Annotated in this window: 19 protein-coding genes, 1 tRNA gene and 1 pseudogene; 9 read left to right on the forward strand and 12 right to left on the reverse strand. The window is 54.1% G+C overall.

Annotation, left to right across the window (positions count from 1 at the left end):
• Positions 1–282: 282 nt before the first annotated feature.
• The 6 genes and pseudogenes from HFD97_RS11025 to HFD97_RS11055 form a co-directional block, all read right to left on the reverse strand.
• Entirely contained in the window at positions 283–1,230 is a 948-nt protein-coding gene (locus HFD97_RS11025; RefSeq protein WP_167431973.1) for a sce7725 family protein, read from the reverse strand.
• Between the two features lie 18 nt (positions 1,231–1,248).
• Positions 1,249–2,097 (reverse strand): sce7726 family protein, encoded by an 849-nt coding sequence (locus HFD97_RS11030; RefSeq protein WP_167431972.1) that lies wholly within the window; start codon positions 2,095–2,097, stop codon positions 1,249–1,251.
• A gap of 187 nt (positions 2,098–2,284) precedes the next feature.
• A pseudogene (locus HFD97_RS22370) lies at positions 2,285–3,540 on the reverse strand (tyrosine-type recombinase/integrase).
• 162 nt (positions 3,541–3,702) lie between these two features.
• Positions 3,703–3,787 (reverse strand) — tRNA-Leu (locus HFD97_RS11045).
• A gap of 209 nt (positions 3,788–3,996) precedes the next feature.
• The gene (locus tag HFD97_RS11050) at positions 3,997–5,028 is read right to left on the reverse strand and encodes a DUF1176 domain-containing protein (RefSeq protein WP_167432004.1); all 1,032 of its coding nucleotides are present in this window, start codon (positions 5,026–5,028) and stop codon (positions 3,997–3,999) included.
• A gap of 11 nt (positions 5,029–5,039) precedes the next feature.
• Positions 5,040–6,068, reverse strand: coding sequence for a DUF1176 domain-containing protein (locus tag HFD97_RS11055; protein ID WP_167431971.1), 1,029 nt, complete (start codon positions 6,066–6,068; stop codon positions 5,040–5,042).
• A 265-nt stretch (positions 6,069–6,333) separates the two neighbouring features.
• Between HFD97_RS11055 and HFD97_RS11060 the strand changes: the two genes are divergently transcribed.
• Entirely contained in the window at positions 6,334–7,347 is a 1,014-nt protein-coding gene (locus HFD97_RS11060) for an HNH endonuclease domain-containing protein (RefSeq protein ID WP_167431970.1), read from the forward strand.
• A complete protein-coding gene (locus HFD97_RS11065) occupies positions 7,344–8,009 on the forward strand; it encodes a bifunctional 2-polyprenyl-6-hydroxyphenol methylase/3-demethylubiquinol 3-O-methyltransferase UbiG (RefSeq protein ID WP_167431969.1) in 666 nt (221 codons plus the stop codon). The genes HFD97_RS11060 and HFD97_RS11065 overlap by 4 nt, the downstream gene beginning before the upstream one ends.
• A 118-nt stretch (positions 8,010–8,127) precedes the next feature.
• Here the strand turns inward: HFD97_RS11065 and HFD97_RS11070 are convergent, their stop codons facing one another.
• Positions 8,128–9,126, reverse strand: a complete 999-nt coding sequence (locus tag HFD97_RS11070) for a YsnF/AvaK domain-containing protein (RefSeq protein WP_167431968.1) — start codon at positions 9,124–9,126, stop codon at positions 8,128–8,130.
• Between the two features lie 16 nt (positions 9,127–9,142).
• Positions 9,143–9,544 carry a DUF2382 domain-containing protein gene (locus HFD97_RS11075; RefSeq protein WP_167431967.1) on the reverse strand — a complete coding sequence of 134 codons (402 nt, stop codon included), beginning with the start codon at positions 9,542–9,544 and terminating at the stop codon, positions 9,143–9,145.
• Positions 9,545–9,602: 58 nt separating this feature from the next.
• Here HFD97_RS11075 and HFD97_RS11080 point away from each other — a divergent pair, with 58 nt between their 5' ends.
• The 4 genes from HFD97_RS11080 (at position 9,603) to HFD97_RS11095 (ending at position 12,038) form a co-directional block, all read left to right on the forward strand.
• Positions 9,603–9,755 (forward strand): hypothetical protein, encoded by a 153-nt coding sequence (locus HFD97_RS11080; protein WP_167431966.1) that lies wholly within the window; start codon positions 9,603–9,605, stop codon positions 9,753–9,755.
• 322 nt (positions 9,756–10,077) lie between these two features.
• Positions 10,078–10,587: a DUF2501 domain-containing protein gene (locus tag HFD97_RS11085; RefSeq protein WP_009092330.1), complete on the forward strand. Its 510-nt coding sequence runs from the start codon at positions 10,078–10,080 to the stop codon at positions 10,585–10,587.
• Positions 10,588–10,718: 131 nt separating this feature from the next.
• Positions 10,719–11,354: a hypothetical protein gene (locus HFD97_RS11090; protein WP_046101128.1), complete on the forward strand. Its 636-nt coding sequence runs from the start codon at positions 10,719–10,721 to the stop codon at positions 11,352–11,354.
• Positions 11,355–11,369: 15 nt separating this feature from the next.
• The gene (locus HFD97_RS11095; RefSeq protein WP_167431965.1) at positions 11,370–12,038 is read left to right on the forward strand and encodes a MarC family NAAT transporter; all 669 of its coding nucleotides are present in this window, start codon (positions 11,370–11,372) and stop codon (positions 12,036–12,038) included.
• A gap of 47 nt (positions 12,039–12,085) precedes the next feature.
• Here the strand turns inward: HFD97_RS11095 and HFD97_RS11100 are convergent, their stop codons facing one another.
• Genes HFD97_RS11100 through HFD97_RS11110 form a run of 3 tightly spaced genes read right to left on the reverse strand, consistent with a single transcriptional unit; the run spans position 12,086 to position 15,882 of the window.
• Positions 12,086–13,348 (reverse strand): cytochrome c, encoded by a 1,263-nt coding sequence (locus tag HFD97_RS11100; protein WP_167431964.1) that lies wholly within the window; start codon positions 13,346–13,348, stop codon positions 12,086–12,088.
• Between the two features lie 4 nt (positions 13,349–13,352).
• Positions 13,353–15,122 carry a GMC family oxidoreductase gene (locus HFD97_RS11105; RefSeq protein ID WP_167431963.1) on the reverse strand — a complete coding sequence of 590 codons (1,770 nt, stop codon included), beginning with the start codon at positions 15,120–15,122 and terminating at the stop codon, positions 13,353–13,355.
• A gap of 31 nt (positions 15,123–15,153) precedes the next feature.
• Positions 15,154–15,882, reverse strand: a complete 729-nt coding sequence (locus HFD97_RS11110) for a gluconate 2-dehydrogenase subunit 3 family protein (protein WP_167431962.1) — start codon at positions 15,880–15,882, stop codon at positions 15,154–15,156.
• 692 nt (positions 15,883–16,574) lie between these two features.
• Between HFD97_RS11110 and HFD97_RS11115 the strand changes: the two genes are divergently transcribed.
• Both HFD97_RS11115 and HFD97_RS11120 read left to right on the forward strand, forming a co-directional pair.
• Positions 16,575–18,146 carry an ABC transporter substrate-binding protein gene (locus tag HFD97_RS11115; RefSeq protein WP_167431961.1) on the forward strand — a complete coding sequence of 524 codons (1,572 nt, stop codon included), beginning with the start codon at positions 16,575–16,577 and terminating at the stop codon, positions 18,144–18,146.
• 159 nt (positions 18,147–18,305) lie between these two features.
• Complete coding sequence (locus tag HFD97_RS11120; RefSeq protein ID WP_167431960.1) at positions 18,306–19,808, forward strand: helicase HerA-like C-terminal domain-containing protein; 1,503 nt, start codon at positions 18,306–18,308, stop codon at positions 19,806–19,808.
• Between the two features lie 32 nt (positions 19,809–19,840).
• Here HFD97_RS11120 and HFD97_RS11125 read toward each other — a convergent pair whose 3' ends face one another.
• Complete coding sequence (locus HFD97_RS11125; RefSeq protein WP_167431959.1) at positions 19,841–20,335, reverse strand: hypothetical protein; 495 nt, start codon at positions 20,333–20,335, stop codon at positions 19,841–19,843.
• A 248-nt stretch (positions 20,336–20,583) separates the two neighbouring features.
• Here HFD97_RS11125 and HFD97_RS11130 point away from each other — a divergent pair, with 248 nt between their 5' ends.
• A complete protein-coding gene (locus HFD97_RS11130; protein WP_167431958.1) occupies positions 20,584–21,882 on the forward strand; it encodes a DUF445 domain-containing protein in 1,299 nt (432 codons plus the stop codon).
• Positions 21,883–21,938: the final 56 nt, after the last annotated feature.

Genomic DNA, 21,938 nt, shown 5'->3' on the forward strand with positions numbered 1-21,938 from the left:
GCGTGGCGGGGTTACGAGCGCGCGCAATGGGTTAAAAGTGGAGCTCATGTTAAAATTCATTGGTGTTTTATACCCAATGCCCTAAAAGGTAAAATAAAATGCTTTACATCAAAACTTCTTCCTGTTGAGGCTTGTACAGATGTTAAAGCTAAGCTGTGCTCAGCTTACGAAGATACCATTTAAGGTGAAGCTTTTAAGATAGCCCCCACTTGCTCTCAACTTAAAACACATTAATAAAATTGCAAAAATAAAAAGAGGTGCAATACGCACCTCTCGTTAATATCATAATATGTCGTGCATTAATTCAAAATGATGTTTTATTGTCATCTTTTTGATATACGCCAAATTTGTTTTCTCACCCGGGGTATTGTAAATTGAAATCAACTCTTGGCAAGCCGTTGACCAATTTAGAATATCAGGCCTTTGATTGGTAACAAAAGCATCCAACTTCTCAAGTGCCTCATCGATTAAAATGGCAACATCTTCGGCAACAACTCTATGATCTGACAGGAAATGATGAATTAAAATTTCTGTTTCTTCGGTATCTTGATACGTCAAATGTATCACAGCAGTGATCGCTTGCCCCCCACCCTCTGCGAAATGATCGCCAACAATTGAAAAGTCACCAAAACCTTGAAAACCCATACTCCTGTAATTTAAATACAAGCCTGAGAAAAACTCAATAATATTATTGGCATAACCCGCATTTGTCTGTGTGCGATTTAGCCCATCCCGAATCAGAACTTTATCTGTGGGATTAAAACTCGACACGTAACTTACGCTGCACTTCCCATCAATGAATATGTTACTTTTAAATAAGGCATCAGAATTTTCAATATTAAGGAGTTGCTGGGCATTCGCGTAACTCCCCTTGTGAATAATGGATTTTTTTTGCTGCTGATAGACACTGAAAAAAGATCTTATCTGCGTGAAACTGGTAGTATCATCTACTATAAATCCTAGCTCAACTTGGGGGTAAGATTCAATCGCACCTTCAACTAATTCCTCTACTAGCCTTTCATTCCCTTCTAACTCGCCACATTTAGGATTTACTATTAAAATCACTCTTGCATTATGACTTTTAGCATCCCGCAGACAACTATATAAGTCTCGGTTGTTTTCCCTAACCGGTTCTAAAATAACGGCCATGTTTTTCTGTGCTATTTTTTGCAAACATGACCTAACAGCTAACAACTCATATTGCTTTGCTCTTAAATAAGAATAGTACATGCTGTGATTCCTTATCAATTAACATATAGTTTCTACCATGTTTTCCCTAAGTGTCATTAAGCTTTTCTGATTTAATCGCAGATTCAAAAGTGTAGCTAGTAAAGATTGAGGAAGGAAAAGGAAGTGATCCTTTTCAAATCTCTCAAGCCCCCTTGCTTTTAATATATTTAGCATTTCCATTTGCGCACTATCTATACTTAACTCAACAAAAACATCCCTGCACATTTCTTTAACATCGGCAGGCCTTCCAAATGGTTTACTTCTTGTAACCTTTTCATAAAGAACAATATATTCAGAAGGTTTTAAACAATTAAACATCTTTTCTTTAGATAGAAAATTCTTATTTGAAATCGCTGACCTTTCATAATTCAGGATATTTTTTTCGTTTAAAGTAATAATACCAGTATTATCATGCGCGACCTTTAATGCATGGTTTATTTTACTTTGAGGTATAACGACATATACAAATTCAAAAACGTCTTTATATACAGACAGTTGCTCGTCAAGCCTATCGAATGAGTCCAGCTCAGTTTTAATTTCATAGGCGGTAGACGTATCATTAAAAATCGCTACATCGGCGATACATCCATTGACCTTAAACTCATTAACGTAACTTACATTTTTAAACTTGTGAGTTTTCCTAATTATATTTTTTGCTATTTCATTTTTATAAATGTACTCATTTCTATACTTTTTTTTCAGTAAACCATACATTTCATCATATATCTTATAAATGGATTTCCCTTCTGTTTTGTAAGAGGGGCAGTTATCCATAATTATATCACGAAATAGTTCACATCGATTTTTTTTAGCAATTTCTAGAACAACATTTCGGCTAAAAATCTTACTTATAGCTTGATAATTCATTTATTTCACACCAAAAGAAACAAATCACCATGAATAAAGGGATTTATTAAAAATCATATAAATATTACAATTAATATGATTCAAAAAAATATATTTGTCAAACAGTTATTGATGATAAAACCCAATCATAGAAAGGTAAAATACCATTATATATCATTTAGTTATTGCCATTAAGTGGCAAAGTTGGTTAGTTACGCTTTGCATAATCATATGGAGACACGGCTTTTTGGCGATTGATATCGAGAAAGTCAGCCCACCACTGAACCATCAATCTCCGCTCATCTAAATGCTCTGATGTATGAATATAAGCCGCACGTACATTATTGCGCTCTGAATGGCTTCACTGCCGTTCTATCGCATCATCGCTCCATAACCCTGACTCACCGAGCGCACCACGCGCCATCGTCCTGAATCCATGCCCACAGACCTCCGTTTTTGTGTCATATCCCATCGCACGCAAAGCACTATTCACCGTGTTTTCACTCATGACCTTAGTTGCATCGTGATCCGCCGGAAACAAAAGCTCTTCATCACCACTGATTTGCTTGAGCTGCTCTAACAATAGTATCGCCTGCCGACTGAGAGGAACGATATGCTCCTCTTTCATCTTCATGCCACGATATGAGTAACGCACTCCTTTAATTTGTTCTCGTTTTGCCGGTATACGCCACAAAGATTTATCGCAGTCGAATTCATCCCAACGCGCGAAACGTAACTCACTAGAACGCACAAAAGTTAGTAAGGAAAGCTCGACCGCAATCCGCGTCATTACACGGCCACGATATGCAGCAAGACGTGCAAGAACTCTGGGAATCTGCTGGTAGGTAAAGCAGGATAGTGCCGCGCTTTAGTTGTCGATAGCGCCCCAGCCATGTCACTCGCCGGATTAGAGTCGATGTAATCATTTTGTACGGCATAACGCATAATGGCCGTGACACGCTGCTGAAGACGCTGCGCAACGTCATGCTTACCACTGACATCAACTTTTTTAATCGGGGCTAACAGATTGCTTGTTTTGAGCTGACGAATGTCGGACGAACCGATATGAGGAAAAATATAAAGCTCAAGATAGCGAATAACGCGCGATCGATGGTCTTCACTCCAGCGCTTGTTATTGGCATGCCATTCATGAGCAATAGTTTCGAAAGTATATGACTCCGAATTCTCGGCCTGAGCTTCTTTCTGCTCAGCTTTCGCATCTATACCCTGCACCAAGAGCTTTTTAGCTTCGTCACGCTTTGATCTCGCCTGAGCAAGCGTCACTGTAGGCCAAACACTAAAAGCGAGGCGATCCTCTTTTTTGTCAGGGGGGCGTCTGTATTTCATGCGTCAGTATTTGGAACCCTTGGCCGAAACTTCGAGATACAAACCGCCACCATCGGCCATTTTGTAGGTTTTGTCTTTTGGCTTTGCGGATTCGACCTTTTTGGCGTTGAGCTTTATTTGGGGCACATTTCTAATCGAAGTTAATATGCCGCCAATTATGCCCTCAATGACATCCGGATTTCAACGGACTATCTCGGACACCCCGGGACGCTAGAACCGTTGCAAGCATTGATTCTAAAGGGATAACTGGACTTTCTCGGATGGTCTTGGAAGTACTAATGGTGCCGAAGGCCGGACTCGAACCGGCACACCTTTCGATGGTTGATTTTGAATCAACTGCGTCTACCGATTTCGCCACTTCGGCACTGAAGGGATGCGGAAAACGTTGGGGATTATACCGTTACCCCCTGTTTCCGCAACCCTTATCCGCAGGCTAAGGTACAACTGCTGAAAAAACCATCTTTTCAGATTTTACGTTCATCAGATGGCAGCCTTGCTGACGCAGACCACTCCCCCTCGCCCGCTCTAAAGCAGTTCCTCCAGCACTCATGGTTCCCTGGCGTAACGAAAGCGCTAACCTGAAACAGGCTTCACATCCGCGACCAGCGTAGGCAGATCCCAGGTGCCGCCAGCATGGATATAGCGGCACATCCCGGTTCCGCCGTCATAGCTTTTGCGGAAAGCCTGACCATCCCATACCCAGCTCTCCTGGTTCATGCAGTCGCCGATGCCCCGGCCTTTCTGCACGCTGGTGATCTCGCCCTTGTCGTAATCCGACCCGGATACGGTTACCAGAACCGGCTGGCCTTTTAGCTGATTATCGATCACCCAGTAGCCATAGCCTTCGTTGTAAGCAGCTCGCCAGCAGAGCGCCGAAAGCAAGGCATGTGTCTCATCCAGTGGCGTCAGGGTGAGTCCGTCGGTCTCCGGATCGCTGTTTTCAGCAGGTGAGTACAGGCTGTCGCACGTGTCATCGTCATTGCGATTGACGGTTGAAAGCAGTCGGGTTTTCAGCGCGTTGATTTCCGCATCGGTCAGCAGACGGGGTTCGCCGCTGACGGTTTTTGCTGTCTGGATAACCGGTGCGGGTACAGCCTTAGCCACGCTGCTCTCCGGCTTATTGCCCTTTTTGGTGAGTGCGCCTGGCGTGCCGATCCGGCCCTGCACGTCATCCGCTTTCACCAGCACGGCATAGGCGCCTTCGCCGGAAAGCAGGAAAGGCTTTGTGCCGCCTTTAAATTCGACTTTACCGTTGCCTTTGACGGCGCTGATGACCGCAGAAGTCTGACTGGCCGACATGCGCCAGTTGTCGTCAGCCGCCACCAGATCGCCAGCTGATTTCCCGTCGATCCACAGCGTCAGCTTTTCCGCCGGTTCGCTGTCATCTTCGGTGTCGCCCAGCGTCACCTCTCCCACCATCTCTGTTCCGGGTCCGGCGGCACGGGTGAGCAGGATGGAGCCGGACGGATCCTCTTCTTTGCCATAACCCGCAATGCGGCAGGTCAGCGTATTATCACAGGCGACTTCCCAGTCTTTGTGCTCAAAGGTGGTGCCGCTCTGGCTGGCCTGAGCCGACAGGGAGAGCATCGCCAGAACGAACAGCATCGGTTTACGGTTCACTTTATTCCCTCATGTTTTACGTCTGATATCAGCGTGGGTATCACTCTGTCACCGAGGGTACGTGGAAACCAGCAGCCATCGTTGATTTCCACAAGGCTTTGACGAAACGCTCTGCCATCCCAGACCCACTCTTCTTTAAACACGCAGCTGCCGGCACTGCTTGCCAGCGAAACATTGGTGATTACCCCCTTTTCCCAGGTTTGTGCGTCGGTGGTGACGGCCACCGGCTTCGCTTTGCGTTGCGGGTCGGTAACCCAGAAGCCGTATCCCTGGTTATAGGCTGCGCCCCAGCACTGGGTGGAAAGCAACGTGTGCGTGGCATCCAGTGGCGTGGCGGTAATATCGCCGCTGATAATATGGTCGTTGACGTCCTTTTCTCCGACTGCGGTCAGATAATCGCACTCCTGATCCTGGGTTAATGCGGCCAGCAACTGCGGCCTGAGCGCTGCCGCCTCTTCTTTCGTCAGAACAAAGGGCTGAGAGTGACTGATCTGTGCCGCCTGGATAACCGGAACAGCCACGGCTTTTGCGACGCTTTTTTCGGGCCTGTCGCCTTTTTTCACCCAGGCACCCGGCGTGTTGATGCGGCCCTGCACGTCATCCACTTTCAGCAGGGCTGCATAGGCGCCATCACCGGAAAGCTGAAGGGTCTCATTATCCCCTCTGAACTCCACCGTGCCGCGGCCTTTGATAGCCTGAATCAGCTCCAGCGACTGCGCATCTGACAACCACCAGCGATGCGCTTTCTGCGTCGCATCACCCACACGCTGGCCGTTGATCCAGAGCGTGAGCGCTGTTACCGGCTTCTGATTTTCATCATCCTCCGGCAGCATGATTTCGCCAGCGGTGGCGGTATCCGCGCCCGCTGCACGCGTCAGCAACACGCCGCCCAGATTCTCTTCTGTGGTTTGCCCGCCGACACGGCAGGTTAAGGTGTTATCGCAGGCGACTGACCACGCCTTGTGATTAAAAGATACGCCGCTTTCCTGGGCGATAACCGGGGTGGCAAGCGCTGCCACTAGCATTACCCGCTTCTGAATAACCGTCACGCTGCTTCCTGTTCCCTGAATATGAGGTGAGTGAAATGACAATCTGCCGCTAAGCAGAGGACCTCCCTGCGGATGGACCCGGCAACAGCGGCTATCATAATCTCTTTATGACCTTTTAACGCCTTTTTATCCCTGAAAGCGCGCCCTCCTCATCCCGCCCCTTACGGTTTACATTTACCTGTGTTTGTTATCTGATCCTGTTACGTGAATTTTCGAGCTGCCTCGCAAAACAGGAACCTGCATGCGCTTTTACCAGGCCGATCCCCGCCTTGAAAACTACTGGCGCGGCGTTATTCTCTTTGGCAAAAATGTCGCCTCCTATAAGTTTGCCCTGGCCCATGCGCTCTATAATCTGAAGCAGCCAGACAGCGATCTGATTACGCTGGAAGCGCTGGCCGTGCCCTTTACGCGTCATTTATGTGCTCACCTGCGGGATGCCCCAAAACAAATCACCAGCAAAAGTAGCGGGTTTCTGGAGGCGTGCAGGCAATTCAATGCGGGCGACATCACCGAAGACCAGCTGATTGCCATTACCGTGAAGCGCGGCTTTGCGAATGTCATTGATGCCTTTCATAACGTGAATTACGCGGAGATCGACAAACGTTTCTTTCTGGATGAACGGCGTAGCCATAAAGGCATCCGGCTGACGGATAACTTTTATCAGCTGACAGAAAATGATCAGTTTGCCAGTCTGGTCGCGGAAACAGAGGCCAGATGGCGGCTGGTTGAAGAAGCCTGGGCGATGAACGTTTCACGTAACCTGATTGCGGTTGATTATGACGATAACGACAAGATGCTTTTCAGCCGTCAGAGTGGTCGTCGCGTCACCATTACCAGCTGTCGCAGCAGCCTGAACGGCTACCAGAAAGGCCGGTGCTTTTATTGCTTCCGGCCGATTGGCGTGACGGGCGGTGAGGAGAACCTGGCTGATGTCGATCACTTCCTGCCGCTGATGCTCAGCGAAGAGATCGGCAACCTCAACGGCGTCTGGAATCTGGTGCTGGCCTGCCAGACCTGTAATCGCGGCGCTCAGGGTAAGTTTGCACGTATCCCCTCAATCTCGCTTCTGCAGCGCCTGAACGATCGAAACGAATACTTTATTAACAGCCACCTGCCACTGCGGGAAACGCTAATCCGTCAGACCGGCGATACACCCCAACAGCGGCATAGCTTTCTGCAGACAAACTGGAACAGGGCAAAATTTGCCCTGCTGCATGAGTGGCAGCCAGCGGCACAGGGAGACAGCCTGTTTTGAGCAACGAAGAGTATTACCGGGAGCACGCTCAGCGTTTTTTTCGCGATACGGCCAACGTAGATATGTCGGCACTTTATCGGCCTTTTATCAGCGAATTGCCGCCAGGCGCACGCATTCTGGATGCAGGCTGCGGTTCAGGGCGTGACGTCAGAGCCTTTAGTGACATGGGCTTTGCCGTCGAAGCCTTTGATGCTTCCGCCGAACTGGTCGCGCTGGCCCGCCAGTTTTCCGGGAACGCGGTGGCGCAGAAGCATTTTCAGGAGGTTGATGCGGTTGAAATATACGACGGGATCTGGTGCTGCGCCTCCCTGCTGCACATCTCCGGGGCGGAGCTGCCTGGCGTCATGACCAGGCTGGCCATCGCGCTGAAACCAAACGGCGTCTGGTATCTTTCGTTCAAATATGGCCGCGGCGAGCGGGAAAAGGATGGCCGCAGATTTACAGATATGGATATGGCCGGGTTACAGAAACTGATTGATGGCGTTAATACTCGCGGCGTTCAGACGCTGACGGAAAATAAGCCGCTGACGACAACAGAAGCGGATTCCAGGAAGAACAGGTTCGCTCTTGAAACAGCACACCTCTGGCAGACCGGTGATTTACGTGCCGGCCGGGGCGATGAGATCTGGCTGAATGCGATTCTCAGGAAAACGCTAAGCTGACATCTCTGCCTCTCAGGCGAGGTTTCGCCCCCACAAAAAAGCCAACCTTGCGGTTGGCTTCTTCGTGCATGCTCAGCATCGGGCATTGCCCTCAGCGCCTGTTGTCAGGGTTGGCGCCTCAGTGCGAATGGTCGTAATCACGATGATGCAGCTTGTTTTCAACCTTATCCTTCACTTCGCTGGCTTTCTCGCTCACCTTCTCCGTCAGGCTCTCTTTGTGGTCGCGGTTCTGCACGCCGGGTGAGGCCGTGCCTGCGGTTGCCGGTTTGCCTGGTGCCGCTGAACCCGGCAGCTCGCTATCCAGACCGCCACGGGCGTGGTCGATATCCACTTCCTGACGACGCACCGTGTCATTAATGGTCTCGGTGCGGTCACTGCCATCGGTACGCACCACCACTTCTTCTTTCACATGAGCCGTTTTATTGATCACCGGCTGCTCATGGGTCTCCGCCACTTCGACGGTTTTCTCGGACCAGTCCACCTCTCCGGCCAGCGCGGGTTCATTCACCGAGCGGCGGAAGATGTCAGCGTGCTGCTCATGCAGCGAAATCTCTTCAGAGACGGTATCGGTCACCGTATAGCGGCGTACACGGGTAGAGCCTTCGCTGACCAGACGTTTACCCACTTCAATCTGTTCTTCAGCCAGACGCAGAATATCGGCTTCGCTCTCGTCACCGGTCAGCGAGGTGCGTCGCGGCTCAACCTGACGGTCGTTGGTCTCACCGGCAAACTGCTTACCCGCCGTCGGGTTAACGCCCGGCGTGGTCGCGCCGTTATCCAGGCTGCTCTGCATACGTGACGGGACATCCACCGAGTCATGCGAATGGAGAATCGTCATGGCGCGAGCCAGCTTCTCCTCTTCGGTGCGCAGCGTCAGAACCACGCCGCCTTTATCCATCGCCCGGGTATAGACATCCGCCTGATCTTTATCGACGGTATGGCCAAACAGGCGCTGCCAGAGGCTCGGATGACGGACTGACTGCCCTTCCTGCTCTAAACGCTCTCCACTGATAAGACTGATGTCCCGATCGGAAAAGCCTGCTTTCACGAGATTTCTTTTCGCGGCCTCTGCCTGATTTGCAGAATCGAACAGTGTTACGATTTTTTCCTGTGCCATGATAGGTTCCTCTCTGTTAGCGGGTTTGATCGTCATCTCTCTCAATGTTCACCTGCTGCTCACGTCGGGTCACCACTTCCTGAAAAGGAACGTGTTCCTGCACTTTTCGGATGTGGATTTCCTCTTTAAGCACCAGTTTTCTGACGATTTGGATTTCTTCTTCAACTACCGGGACAATCAGTACACCGTTTTCTTCCCTGATATCGGGCATCGTCTCTACGGGTTGTGCTTTTGCTACATGCTCAACCTCAACCTTATCCCGGTTAAGCAGTGTACTGATGACCTCGTCATGCTCGGTTGTGGAACGGGTAACCCGGACATGTCCATCCACAATCTTTTGCTTCGTCAGGGCTATTTTCTCTTCAGCGAGTTTAAGCGCGACTTCTGCAGAGTTATTGTGTTCTGGCTGCCCAGCCATATTGATTCTCCCGTTAAGATTAAATATCTGCCACAACTGCCTGACACAGTGATTAAGCATGAACACTCTCGCTGATTTCGCAAGCCGGAATAATAAAATTTCCGGCGGATTAAATTTATATTTAGCCCCCTCGATTGACATCAAGCCAAATAAAAAATCTTTTTCTACCGCTGCGCTAAAAATAGAAAAACCCGTAAAAACAGAAACCTGAAAAGAACTGATTTCACTGGTAAATAGTTACCTTCCGGCAGGTGCCATCAGGATTTATGCCGATAAAAAGGCCACAAAAATTCGCGGCAACCAGGATTATTCCTGCCATGACTGGCGAGAATATTAAATAATGTTTCAGCGCCAGATCTTTATTTACACAGCTATCAGATTGCGCCGTGAAATAACCCAGACCGTGCTTTACTTCATTATTCGGCGCCATGATTACAGAAGAGTCTTAAAGTCGAATCAAATAAAAAAGTTCAGGAACTTTCTGTGCCTTTTCCTCTCTTAGCAAAACTGAATACGCAGATACCGAGGTTGAGATGAAACAGGCACAACGCAGTGTGTGGGGATGGGGACTGGCCGCGCTTCTGGTCGCAGGCAGTGCATCAGCAGCAAGCTGGCAGGATCAGCTGAGCAGTGCAGCGTCGCAGCTCAGCCAGCAGAATAGCGGTAACACCACCAGCACCACGCAGCAGAATGGCGGGCTGTCGCTCTCCTCCATTACCAGCATGCTGGGCGGCGGCGATAAAGCGGTCAGCGCCAGTAGCATGACGAACGCGGCTGGCGTGATGCAGTATTGTGTCGAGCATAACGTGGTGAAAAACAATGTGCAGTCGGTGAAAGATCAGGTGCTGAGCAAGCTGGGCCTGACCACGCCCGCCGCGCAACAGCAGCAGACAGACTACACCCAGGGCCTGGCAGGCCTGCTGAACACCGGTAACGGTCAGCAGCTTAATCTGCAGAGCCTGAGCAACTCGCCAATGGGTGAGAAACTCAAAACCAAAGCCTGCGACGTGGTCCTGAAGCAGGGTAAAAACTTTATCTCCTGATCCCCTCTCTGCCTCCCTCTCCTCGCGGTTCAGCGGGGAGCGGGAAACTCCCCCGTGCTGTGATGCCTGACATTCCCTTAACCTGGGGTTGAGCGCTATAGTGTTGTTTTGGTTTCTACAGGACAGCACGCATGAAAGGCATCAACATCGCACTTTACTTCGACCCCGATCAGATCCAGGCCTGCGTCCACCAGCAGGACGGCAGCTATCTCAGCAAAAAATTCGAGTATGACGATGGCGTGATTGAAGAGATCTATCAGTGGCTGGATCAGTACGAACCCAACCGCACGCATATCTGTCTGATAGAAAATGAAACCGCCGAACTGCTGGCCGATGAGCTGGTCGACAGCGGCTATCGTGTTCACCAGGTCACCATGCACCAGCTGCTGAGCTGGTTCGCAGCCGAACCCCCTGCTTCCCCTGACGGCACGCCGATGCGCGCCATGCTGCGCTTCCTGGAGGAGGAGCATCCGCGCGAATATGAGTCCCGCACGCCGCAGACCGAAGCGCTGATGGAGATGTTCGACGAGCTGGACGCGCTGGAGATGGTCGATGACGGCGACGACGAAGACGCCCTGCCGGGCGATCTGCTGCGCGCCATGAAGAAGCACAAAATCACCGCCAGCGCCGCGGCCCAGCGACTGCTGCCGGAAGTCAATGAACGCATCCGCGAACATCTGATGCAGTATCCCGAACTGATGACGCCTGAAATCCTGCAGGACTTCTTCCCCGAGTTGCTGGAAGCGCTGGAGCGCCCCAAACATTAATCAGGGGGATTTGACATGCTGGAGCTGATCAAAGCGGTAAGCCTGGGGCTGGTCGTGCTGCTGCCGCTGGCGAATCCGCTCACCACCGTGGCGCTGTTTTTAGGGCTGGCGGGTGACATGAACTTCCAGGAGCGCAACCGTCAGGCGCGGCAGGCGTCTCTCTACGTGTTCACCATCATGCTGGTGGCGTGGTATGCGGGCAATGCGGTGCTGAACACCTTTGGCATCTCGATTCCCGGCCTGCGTATCGCCGGTGGACTCATTGTCGCCTTTATCGGTTTCCGGATGCTCTTTCCGGCGAAGCCTGCCAGCCATTCGGTGGAAGCAAAGCAGAAACTGGATGAGCTGGACGAGGCCAAAGAGCCGGTGAACATCGCCTTTGTGCCGCTGGCGATGCCGAGCACGGCCGGGCCGGGAACCATTGCGATGATCATCTCTTCCGCCTCGACGGTGAAAAGCGGCGTCGATTTTCCCGCCTGGGTGCTGAGCGTCGCGCCGGTGCTGACCTTTCTGCTGGTGAGTCTGATTTTGTGGGTCTCGCTGCGCAGCTCCGGAGCGATCATGAAACTGGTCGGCAAAAGCGGTATTGAGGCGATCTCGCGCCTGATGGGATTTTTACTGGTCTGCATGGGCGTGCAGTTTGTGATTAATGGCGTGCTGGAAGTGGCGCGCACCTTCCACTGATCCGGGCGTTCCCCTCTACTGACCGGCCGAGGGGAAGCCCTTCTTCGTTACTTCAGCGTTTTACGCACCTCGGCCACCTGATCTTTACTCACGGCTGGCGCGCTGTTGCTCCAGCCCTGACGAATAAAGGTCGCCAGCTGCGCCACTTCATCATCACTCAGCCGTCCGGCAAAGCCAGGCATCGCCAGTTTTGACGGGGCCTTAGCGACAGAGGGTTGCTGCGCGCCTGCCAGGATCGTATGGATCAGACCGGTGGGGTCGCTGGCGTTGACGATCGTCGCCTGATCCAGTTCCGGGAAGACGCCCGGCGCGCCTTTGCCGGTCACGAAGTGACAGGCACCGCAGTTATCCAGATAGAGACGCTCACCTTCGCTGAGGTTTTTCGCCGCGGTAAGTTTCGCTTCCGTTGCCTGCTGCGCCTGCACGTTATACGCCTGCAGGGGTGGATTGCCGCCCAGGAACTTCAGGTAAGCGGCGATGGCGTTGAGATCGGCGTCGGTCATGTGCGAACTGCTGTGCTCAATCACAGAGGTCATCTCGCCGCCCACCGCCGCCTTATCGTTACGCCCGGTCTGCAGGTAATCCACGATCTCCTGCTGGCTCCAGTGCGGCAGGCCACGCAGCGACGGCACTGCCCAGTGGTTCAGGCTGCCACCTGCCAGGAATTGTTCGTCACCGCTGTCGAGGGCTTTTTCGTTCATGCCCAGGCCGCGCGGCGTATGGCAGCTGCCGCAGTGACCCAGACTCTCCACGATATAGGCACCGCGGTTAACGTCGGCTGATGCGCCACCGATTGGCCGGAACGGCTTATCGGACGTGAACGCCCAGTTCCAGAAACGCATGCCCCAGCGCTGGCTGAACGGGAAGCTCAGATCGGTTTCGGGTGGCTGTTCTGCGCTCGGCTGCACGCCTTTCATAAAGTAGACGTAGAGCGCGTGGATATCGGCATCGCTGATTCTGGCGTAGTCGGGGTAAGGCATCGCCGGATAGAGACGGGAGCCGTCCGGCAGGATGCCTTTACGCACCGCGTCAGCAAACTGCTGCTCACTGTAGTTACCGATGCCGTGTTGCTTATCGGGCGTGATATTGGTTGAGAAGATGGTGCCGAGGTTCGAGGTAATCGCCAGTCCGCCCGCATAGTCAGGCTTGCCCGGCAGCGAGTGGCACGCCATGCAGTCACCGAGCCGGGAGAGGTATTCGCCCTGCCTGATCAGTTGTGCCTCATCGTCGGCGTGCACCGGCAGCGCAGAGAGGCTGCCCAGCAGCAGCGCGCTGCTGGCGATAAAAGAGTTAAGTTTCAGCTTATTCATGCGCTTATGCCTGTACCAGTGGGCCGGGATTTTTCAGGTAGTGATCTTTGATCGCCTGTGCGGCCATCAGGGTAATCGCACCGATGGTGTCGGTCGGGTTCGCCTGGAAGTTCTGCGGGAAGGCGTTGCCGCCCGGCACAAAGACGTTATGCACATCCCAGCTCTGCAGGTATTTATTCAGCGCCGAGGTTTTCGGGTTATCGCCCATCACCGCCCCGCCCACGTTGTGGGTCGAGACATATTTGGTGATATCGAAATCCGCGCCCATCGGCAGGAAGCTCATGCTCATGCTGTCGGGGTTCAGCTCTTTAGCGATATTGCCGACGATCCCTTTCAGATGCTGCTGCAGCTTCAGCTCATTCTCTTTCCAGTTGAAGGTCATACGCAGCAGCGGCAGCCCGCGGTGATCGTTGTAGTTCGGATCGAGATCCAGATAGATATCGCGGTAGGACTGACAGGTGGTGGTAATGCTGATCTTCATCGAATGACCGTACCACTCCTCCAGGCCTTCCTTGTAGCCCATGCCCCAGGAGGGCGTGCCTTTTGGCAGCGCGGTGCTGATGGGCGTGCCGGTCGCCTGTGAACTGTGGATCTTCGCGCCGCCCAGGAAGCCCAGTCCGGGGCCATCGAAGTTGCCTGGCGAGATATCGTTAAACATCTGCCCGGTCGCGCCTGCGGTGGCGTAGGGGTTAAAGCTTTTATCTTTGAAGAAGAGGGTTGCGCCGCCGTTCGACAGGAAGGCGTAGTTACGGCCGACCACGCCCTCTTCGGTTATCGGATTGTACGGCTTGCCGATGCCGGAGAGCAGCATCAGCCGCACGTTGTAGAGCTGGAAGCTGCTCAGCACGACGATTTTCGCCGGCTGGAAGCACTCATTGCCCTGCGCATCGATGTAGATCACCCCTTTGGCGGTTTTCTTATCATCGTTCAGCACCACCTTAATCACTTCCGCGTTCACTTCATAAGAGAAGTTCGGCATGCGCTTCAGCGCGTCCATCACCGCCGTCTGCGGCGACGCTTTGGAGTAGTTCAGGCAGGGATATTTGCTGCAGTAGCCGCAGTAGTTGCAGGGGGCGATCTGGTTGCCGTAGGGATTTTTCCACGCCCGCGAGACACAGGCCGACGGGTTCGGGAACGGGTGATAACCGAGTTTTTGCGCCGCCTCTTTGAACATCACATTGTTCAGCGTGTCTTCCAGCGCGGGCAGCGGATAAGGTTCAGAACGTGGCCCTTCAAACGGATCGCCGCCCGGCAGGATTTTGCCACGCAGGTTGCCGGTGTTGCCCGACTGGCCGCAGATCAGCTCGAATTTGTAGTAGTAAGGCTCGATCTCTTCCCAGCTGAAGGGGAAGTCCATCACCCGCATATCTTCCTGCAGAATGCCGGGCTTGTACGCCTCGTCGACATAGGTTTTGAGTTTGATATCGGTCGGAGTGGGACGGATCAGTACCGCCGTCCAGTGCATGCCTGCGCCGCCGACGCCGGTGCCCGGTGCAAATGCACCCCATTTACGGGTAGGCAGTGCGGTCTGGCTGCTGTTGTAGCGCACGGTGACCGCCACTTCCGCCGGGGTGGCGAACACTTTGTTGCGCACCGCATAGGCATATTCATCTGCCGGTTTCGGATAGGCGAACTCGTCATAATCGCGATCGCCGCCGCGCTCCAGGGCGCGCACCTCCAGTCCTGCCAGCGCCAGCTCAATACTCATCAGTGAGCCTGCCCAGCCGAGGCCGCAGACCACGACGTCGACTTCTTTTTTAGTAACCTGTGCCATGATAATCCTGTTTACCTGATGTGGAAGCGCCTCAGGCGCGTTCACCTTTGATGCTGACCGGGCCGAGCGGATAAGGCACATTGTGCTGTTTGACCCACTCGGTGAAGCTGGCACGCGCGCCGGGGAAGCCGATGGCGATCCAGGCTTTCATCCCTTTATTGCCGCCATACATCGGGTCGGCCAGATAGCCATGTTTGGTATCGGAAAGCAGCTGGCTGAAGAAATGTGGCGGTCTGAGATCGGCTTCGCCCAGCGCGGCAAAGTCGATCTGGTTTTTATTCACCTGCGTCAGCACCGCATCCTTCTCTTCCAGCGTCAGCGCAGCAAACGCTTTCTGATGGGTGTTATGGCACCACTGATTGAGCAGCTTTATGCCGGTCTGGTAGATCTGCTGGGGACGGAACGGGATCTGATAGCCCAGCGTCGCGGGAGCCTGGGTATTGAAAGGCCCCTGCAGGTAGATCTCACTGCCGAAGGCTTCGCTGTGCAGCTGCTGATCGATAAAGATCGGCACATTGGTTTCCAGCGCGCCCGGCGCTTTGCCTTTGCCGCCTGCCGGGATCAGACGATCGGTGGCCGCCAGGATGAACTGCCACTCGTCGGCACTGAAAAAGATCGGCCTGTAATCGGCTAACTCGGGGGCCGCCATCTCTGCCGCCTGTGCCGCCGTGATGCCCTTTAACACCAGCTCACTTAATGGCAGCGCCAGCAGTGAACCGAGCAAAAATTTACGCCTGGTGGTGGGTTTTTCTAAAAGCATATCCGCACGACTCTCATCTGCTGAATACCCCTCTTAATCGCTGATGACGCTGAAAGGCGGTGTGCAGAGGGGTATTCCCCGCCGGTATTCACGCACACGGCACAGACGACGGCAGAACGGTTAAGGGCAGGTAGAATTATCTATCGGTGACAAAGAAAATATATCGGTTAAAGACCTGACAATCTTAGGGATATAAATGTGTCTGAATGTAAATTTAAAATTTACGCGCTGTCACAGCAGAAAACAGTTATCAGAGGGCACCCATTCAGCGGGCAGAAAAAAGCATAACCGAAAGGGGTAACGCCGGGAAAAAGCGATAAAAATCGGTTAATTAGCCATTACCCGGCAGCTATGCGGCGGGATATTTTCATATTGTCATTATCACGCTCATCGATCGTTAAAAAAGATTACGCTTCCCTGTTCGCTGTCTTTCCTGCACGCCACGCTTTAAACAGGCCGCTTTTTTCAGGTGGTCAGTTACAGATAACGGGCTTTTGCTTCGGTGAGCAGGAATAATATTTCCGGAGCGAAAAGAGTCTTAAAGAAATAATCACCATCCGCCATTATATTCGCCTTTCTGTCCGTCTGAACCTGACGCGAATATTTGTGCAAAGCTCAGAACAAACCGGCATTTTGAGATTATCGGGCGCCCGCTAGAGTAGAGCCATTACCGACTCAGGATAACCCTCTCTATGCGAAAAACGCTTTTGTCCCTGTTAACGGCTCTGACTCTGGTTCATTCCGCACACGCCGCCACCCCCGCCGATACCCTGGTGGTGGCCGTTCCGCTGGATGGCATCATCAGTTTTGACCCGGCGGAAAGTTTTGAAGCTATCAGTAACAGCAGCCTGCGTAATATTTACCAGCTTCTGCTGGAGCCGGATCATCACAATCCGCAGCAGCTTTCGCCGCTGGCCGCGACCCGCTGGCAGGCGGGCAAAACACCGCACAGTCTGGTGTTTGATCTTAATCCCCAGGCCCGCTTCGCTAGCGGTAATCCGCTGACCGCTCAGGATGTGGTGTTCTCCTTAACCCGCGCGGTGAAGCTGAATAAAGCACCCTCTTTTATTCTGGGCGAGTTTGGCTGGACGCCAGAGAATATTGACCAGCAGTTCACGGTGATCAGCGACCACCAGCTTGAGCTGCGCTGGCCGGCGGAGATTGGCCGCGACCTGGCGCTGCGCCTGCTGACCGCGCCGGTGGCCTCGATTGTCGACAGCAGGCTGGTCCGGCAGCACGCCAGTAACAATGACTACGGCAACGGCTGGCTGAAGGTGCACTCGGCAGGCAGCGCCGCCTATGCCATCAGGCAGTTTGTGCCGCTGCAGGCGCTGGTTCTGGAGGCCAATCCCTACAGCACCCAAAAACCGCATCTGAAGCGCGTTCTGCTGAAAGGGGTGGCCGATCCGGGCAGCCGCCGGCTGCTGATCCAGCAGGGAGATGTGGATGTTGCCTATCAGCTCGGCCCGGACCAGATCGCCGCGCTGAAGAACACGGCGGGGGTGCGCGTCGAGGCCTTCCCGTCGAGCCTGGTTTACTACCTCGGCTTTAACACCCAAAGTCCGCAGCAACCGGCGCTGGGCAATCCGGCGCTGTGGCAGGCGGCGCGCTGGCTGGTGGACTATGACAGCCTGGCGAACCAGCTGCTGAAGGGTCAGTACCGTATTCACCAGAGTTTCCTGCCGGACGGATTTGACGGCACCCTGAATACCACGCCGTTCCACTACGATCTGAAAAAGGCACAGGAAATTCTGCAGAAAGGCGGCATTAAACCGGGCACGCATATCGCGCTGACGGTGGTCAACCAGCCGCCTTATATCGACGTGGCGCAGGCGCTGCAGGCGAGCTTTGCCAAAGCCGAGGTGCAGCTCGATCTTCAGCCGGTGGCGGAATCGGAGCTGTGGAGCAAAATGCGCAGCCGTGACTTCCAGGCGATCTTCTCTTACTGGGGCGCGGACTACATCGATCCCAACACCAACGCCAGCGCCTTTGCTTATAACGTGCCCGGCGGCGGCAAAACCCTGGCCTGGCGCGTCGGCTGGACGATCCCTGAACTCAGCGCGCAGACCCGCGCCGCCGCCGGAGAGAGTGACGCAGCAAAACGTCGCAGCCTTTACACGGCCCTGCAGACCCGCGTCCAGCAGGATTCGCCGTTTGTTCTGCTGCTGCAGGGCGCAACCCAGGTCGCCGTGCGCAGCAACCTGAAGAGCCTGCAGCAGGGTATCGGCGTCAGCCTGCTCAATTTTGAAGAGGTGCAGAAGTAGAAAACCCGGCAGGGGTGCAGCCTGCCTGACATGACGCCAGTAAAAGCGAGGCCGTTGCATGACAGCGCAACGGCCCCGCTTTTGACGAATTGTTCTCCTCTTCCCTGCCCTTCGCTTGCTATCCTTCAGGCATAACCCGTTGCCCGAGAGAGGAAAATCATGACATCTCCGCTACTGATTGCCCGGACGCCTGGCGTCGAACTCCATCTGTTACCGCAAATGGCGAACCGCCACGGCTTAATCACCGGCGCAACCGGCACCGGTAAAACCGTCACGCTGCAGAAGCTGGCCGAATCCTTCTCCGCCAGCGGCGTGCCGGTCTTTATGGCCGACGTGAAAGGCGATTTAACTGGCGTGGCGATGGCCGGTCAGTCCGGCGAAAAGCTTCAGGAGAGACTGGCGAAGATCGGCGTCACCGACTGGCAGCCGCAGAGCAATCCGGTGGTACTGTGGGATATCTTCGGCGAGAAAGGCCATCCGGTGCGGGCAACCGTCTCCGATCTCGGCCCGCTGCTGCTGGCGCGCCTGCTGAACCTTAATGAGGTGCAGAGCGGCGTTCTGCAGATTATCTTCCGCATCGCCGATGATCAGGGCCTGCTGCTGCTGGACTTCAAAGATCTGCGCGCCATGACCCAGTACATCGGTGATAACGCGAAGAGCTTCCAGACCCAGTATGGCAATATCAACAGCGCCTCGATCGGCGCGATTCAGCGCGGTCTGCTGACGCTGGAGCAACAGGGTGCAGAGCACTTCTTTGGCGAACCGATGCTGGATATCGCCGACTGGATGCGCGTCGACAGCAACGGTAAAGGCGTCATCAACATCCTCTCCGCTGAAAAGCTCTACCAGATGCCGAAGCTCTATGCCACCAGCCTGCTGTGGCTGCTGTCAGAGCTGTATGAGCGTCTGCCGGAAGCGGGCGATCTGGATAAGCCTAAGCTGGTCTTCTTCTTTGATGAGGCGCACCTGCTGTTTACCGACGCGCCGTCAGTGCTGCTGGAGAAGATTGAACAGGTGATGCGCCTGATCCGCTCCAAAGGGGTCGGCGTCTGGTTTGTTACCCAGAACCCGGCGGATATCCCGGATCGGGTGCTGGGCCAGCTCGGCAACCGCGTACAGCACGCCCTGCGCGCTTTCACCCCCAAAGATCAGAAAGCGGTAAAAACCGCCGCAGAGACCCTGCGCGCCAATCCGGCTTTTGACAGCGCAGAGGCCATTCAGGCGCTCGGCACCGGCGAAGCACTCATCTCCTTCCTGGATGCCAAAGGCAGTCCGTCGGTCGTCGAGCGCGCCATGGTGATTGCGCCCGGTTCGCGTATGGGGCCGGTGACAGGCGATGAGCGCAACGGTCTGATCAACCATTCGCCGCTGTATGGCAAATATGACACGGAAATCGATCGGGAATCGGCTTATGAACGGCTGCAACAGGGCGTGCAGGCCGCCAGTGACAAGGCCAATGCGCCTGCAGCCAAAGGCAACGCGGTGGCGGTCGATGACGGGATTCTGGGGGGATTAAAAGAGATCCTGTTTGGCAGCACCGGTCCGCGCGGCGGCAAGCGGGATGGTGTGGTGCAGACCATGGCGAAGAGCGCCGGGCGTCAGATTACTCACCAGATCATTCGCGGCGTGCTGGGCAGCCTGTTTGGCGGTCGTCGCCGCTAAAGGTGGGTGGCAGCCGGGCTGCCACCTTAACGCTACTGATGTTTCCAGTGGGTGGAGACCGGGTTGATGACACTGTTCTTTTCCTGCGTGTAGGTGCCGTTCTGCTGGGCAATCGCTTCGCCGGTATCGACAATCGCGTTCTGGATAAACACATTCTGCTTATCGCCGCGCACAAAGGTCAGCTGATGGAAGGCGGTCTTGTTACCCCAGTCGCTGGAGGGCAGCGAGATAAAGCGCACCGTGAAGGTCTCATCATCGAAACTGCCCTGCATCACGTAGACGCCGTAATGGTTTTCACCCTGCGAGATGATTTTATAGGTGCCGTTGTCGTAGTAATAAATTTCGGCATCGGGAAAGGGTTTTTTGTCGTACATTTTACGGTAATGCAGGACCTGCTTAATGGTGGGCTTACCGAAGCTGACGGTCAGATTTTTTCCATCGGCAGAGGTGGTCAGCCCTTCTGCATGCGCGCCGATACCACTCATTAACATCAACAGACTGGCGGTTGCCGTTGCGATTGCTTTCACGTGAATTCTCCTGGTCTGGTTCCATGGATAGGGTGTGTCAACGTAAGGAGACTGCCTCCGGAATGTACACCGCCGTAACTGTTTATCAGAGTGGTAATTTTTAAGGTGATTAGTTTTTAGGAACAGTCTGGTCAGCGCCTCGCCCGTTCGGTTAAGACCGCATAAATCCGTGCCAGACTTAACTGCACTTTTCGACCGGGAGAGGAGAACGTTGACCTGTTAAGCAGGCAAACTGCTAAGATCAGGATATGGATAAACAACGCGAACTCAAACGGACCAAACGCCTGGCGCTCTCGCTGCTGCTGCTGGCCGCCCTCACCTTTGTCGTCACACTGTTTCTGCCGCCCAGCTTTTACGTCAGCGGCATCAAAGCCATAGCGGAAGCCGCGATGGTCGGCGCACTGGCCGACTGGTTTGCTGTGGTGGCGCTGTTTCGCCGCGTGCCGGTGCCGTTTATTGCCCGTCATACGGCCATTATCCCGCGCAACAAAGATCGCATCGGTGAGAATCTGGGGCGCTTTGTGCAGGAGAAGTTTCTGGATACCGATTCGCTGCTGAATCTGATCCGCCGCTACGATCCCTCCACCCTGCTGGCGCAGTGGCTCAATGCGCCAGGTAACGCCGGCCGCGTGGGCCGCCATCTGCTGCAGGTGATGCGCGGCTTCCTGGATCTGACCGATGACACCCGCATCCAGACCTTTATGCGCCGTGCGGTGCATCGCGCTATCGACAAAGTCGATCTCAGCCAGACCAGCGCCCTGTTGCTGGAGAGCCTGACGAAGAACAATCGTCACCAGGCGCTGCTGGACGCGGCAATCGACCAGCTGCTGAAGCTGTTGCACAAACCCACCACCCGGGAATTTATCGCTAACCAGCTGGTGCGCTGGCTGAAGCGTGAGCATCCCATCAAGGCGAAAATGCTGCCGACCGAGTGGCTGGGCGAGCACAGCGCAGAACTGGTGGCGAACGCGGTGGATTCGCTGCTGGATGATGTGGCGCTGGATCAGGGCCATGAACTGCGGCTGGGCTTTAACCGGGCGGTTGAGAAGCTCATCGTGAAGCTGCAGAGCGACCCGGAAATGGCAGCCCGCGCCGACGAGATCAAAGGCTGGCTGAAAGAGGATGCCTCCTTTAACCGCTACATCGGCGAGCTCTGGAATGATATGCGCAGCTGGCTCAAGGCAGATTTCAGCAGCGAAGATTCACGCGTGCAGGAGAAAATAGGCGATGCGGCACGCTGGCTGGGCGAAACCCTGGCCGCCGACCCGGCGCTGCGCGACTCGATGAATCAGCACCTGGAGCAGGCCGCCCGCAGCGTCGCGCCGGAGTTTGCCCGCTTCCTGACGCGCCATATCAGCGACACGGTGAAAAGCTGGGATGCGCGGGATATGTCGCAGCAGATAGAGCTGAACATCGGTAAGGATCTGCAGTTTATCCGCATCAACGGGACGCTGGTGGGCGGCACCATCGGGCTGATCCTCTACCTGCTGTCGCAGCTTCCCGCCGTGCTGCCGGTGGTGAAAGGCTGGCTGAATGGCGTGATGTAATGCCATTCAGCCACTGAGGCGATAATACGCAGACGGCACCTGAACCCTGAAAACAG

The organism is Pantoea sp. EKM103V, from assembly GCF_011800365.1.
GTDB lineage: Bacteria > Pseudomonadota > Gammaproteobacteria > Enterobacterales > Enterobacteriaceae > Pantoea > Pantoea anthophila.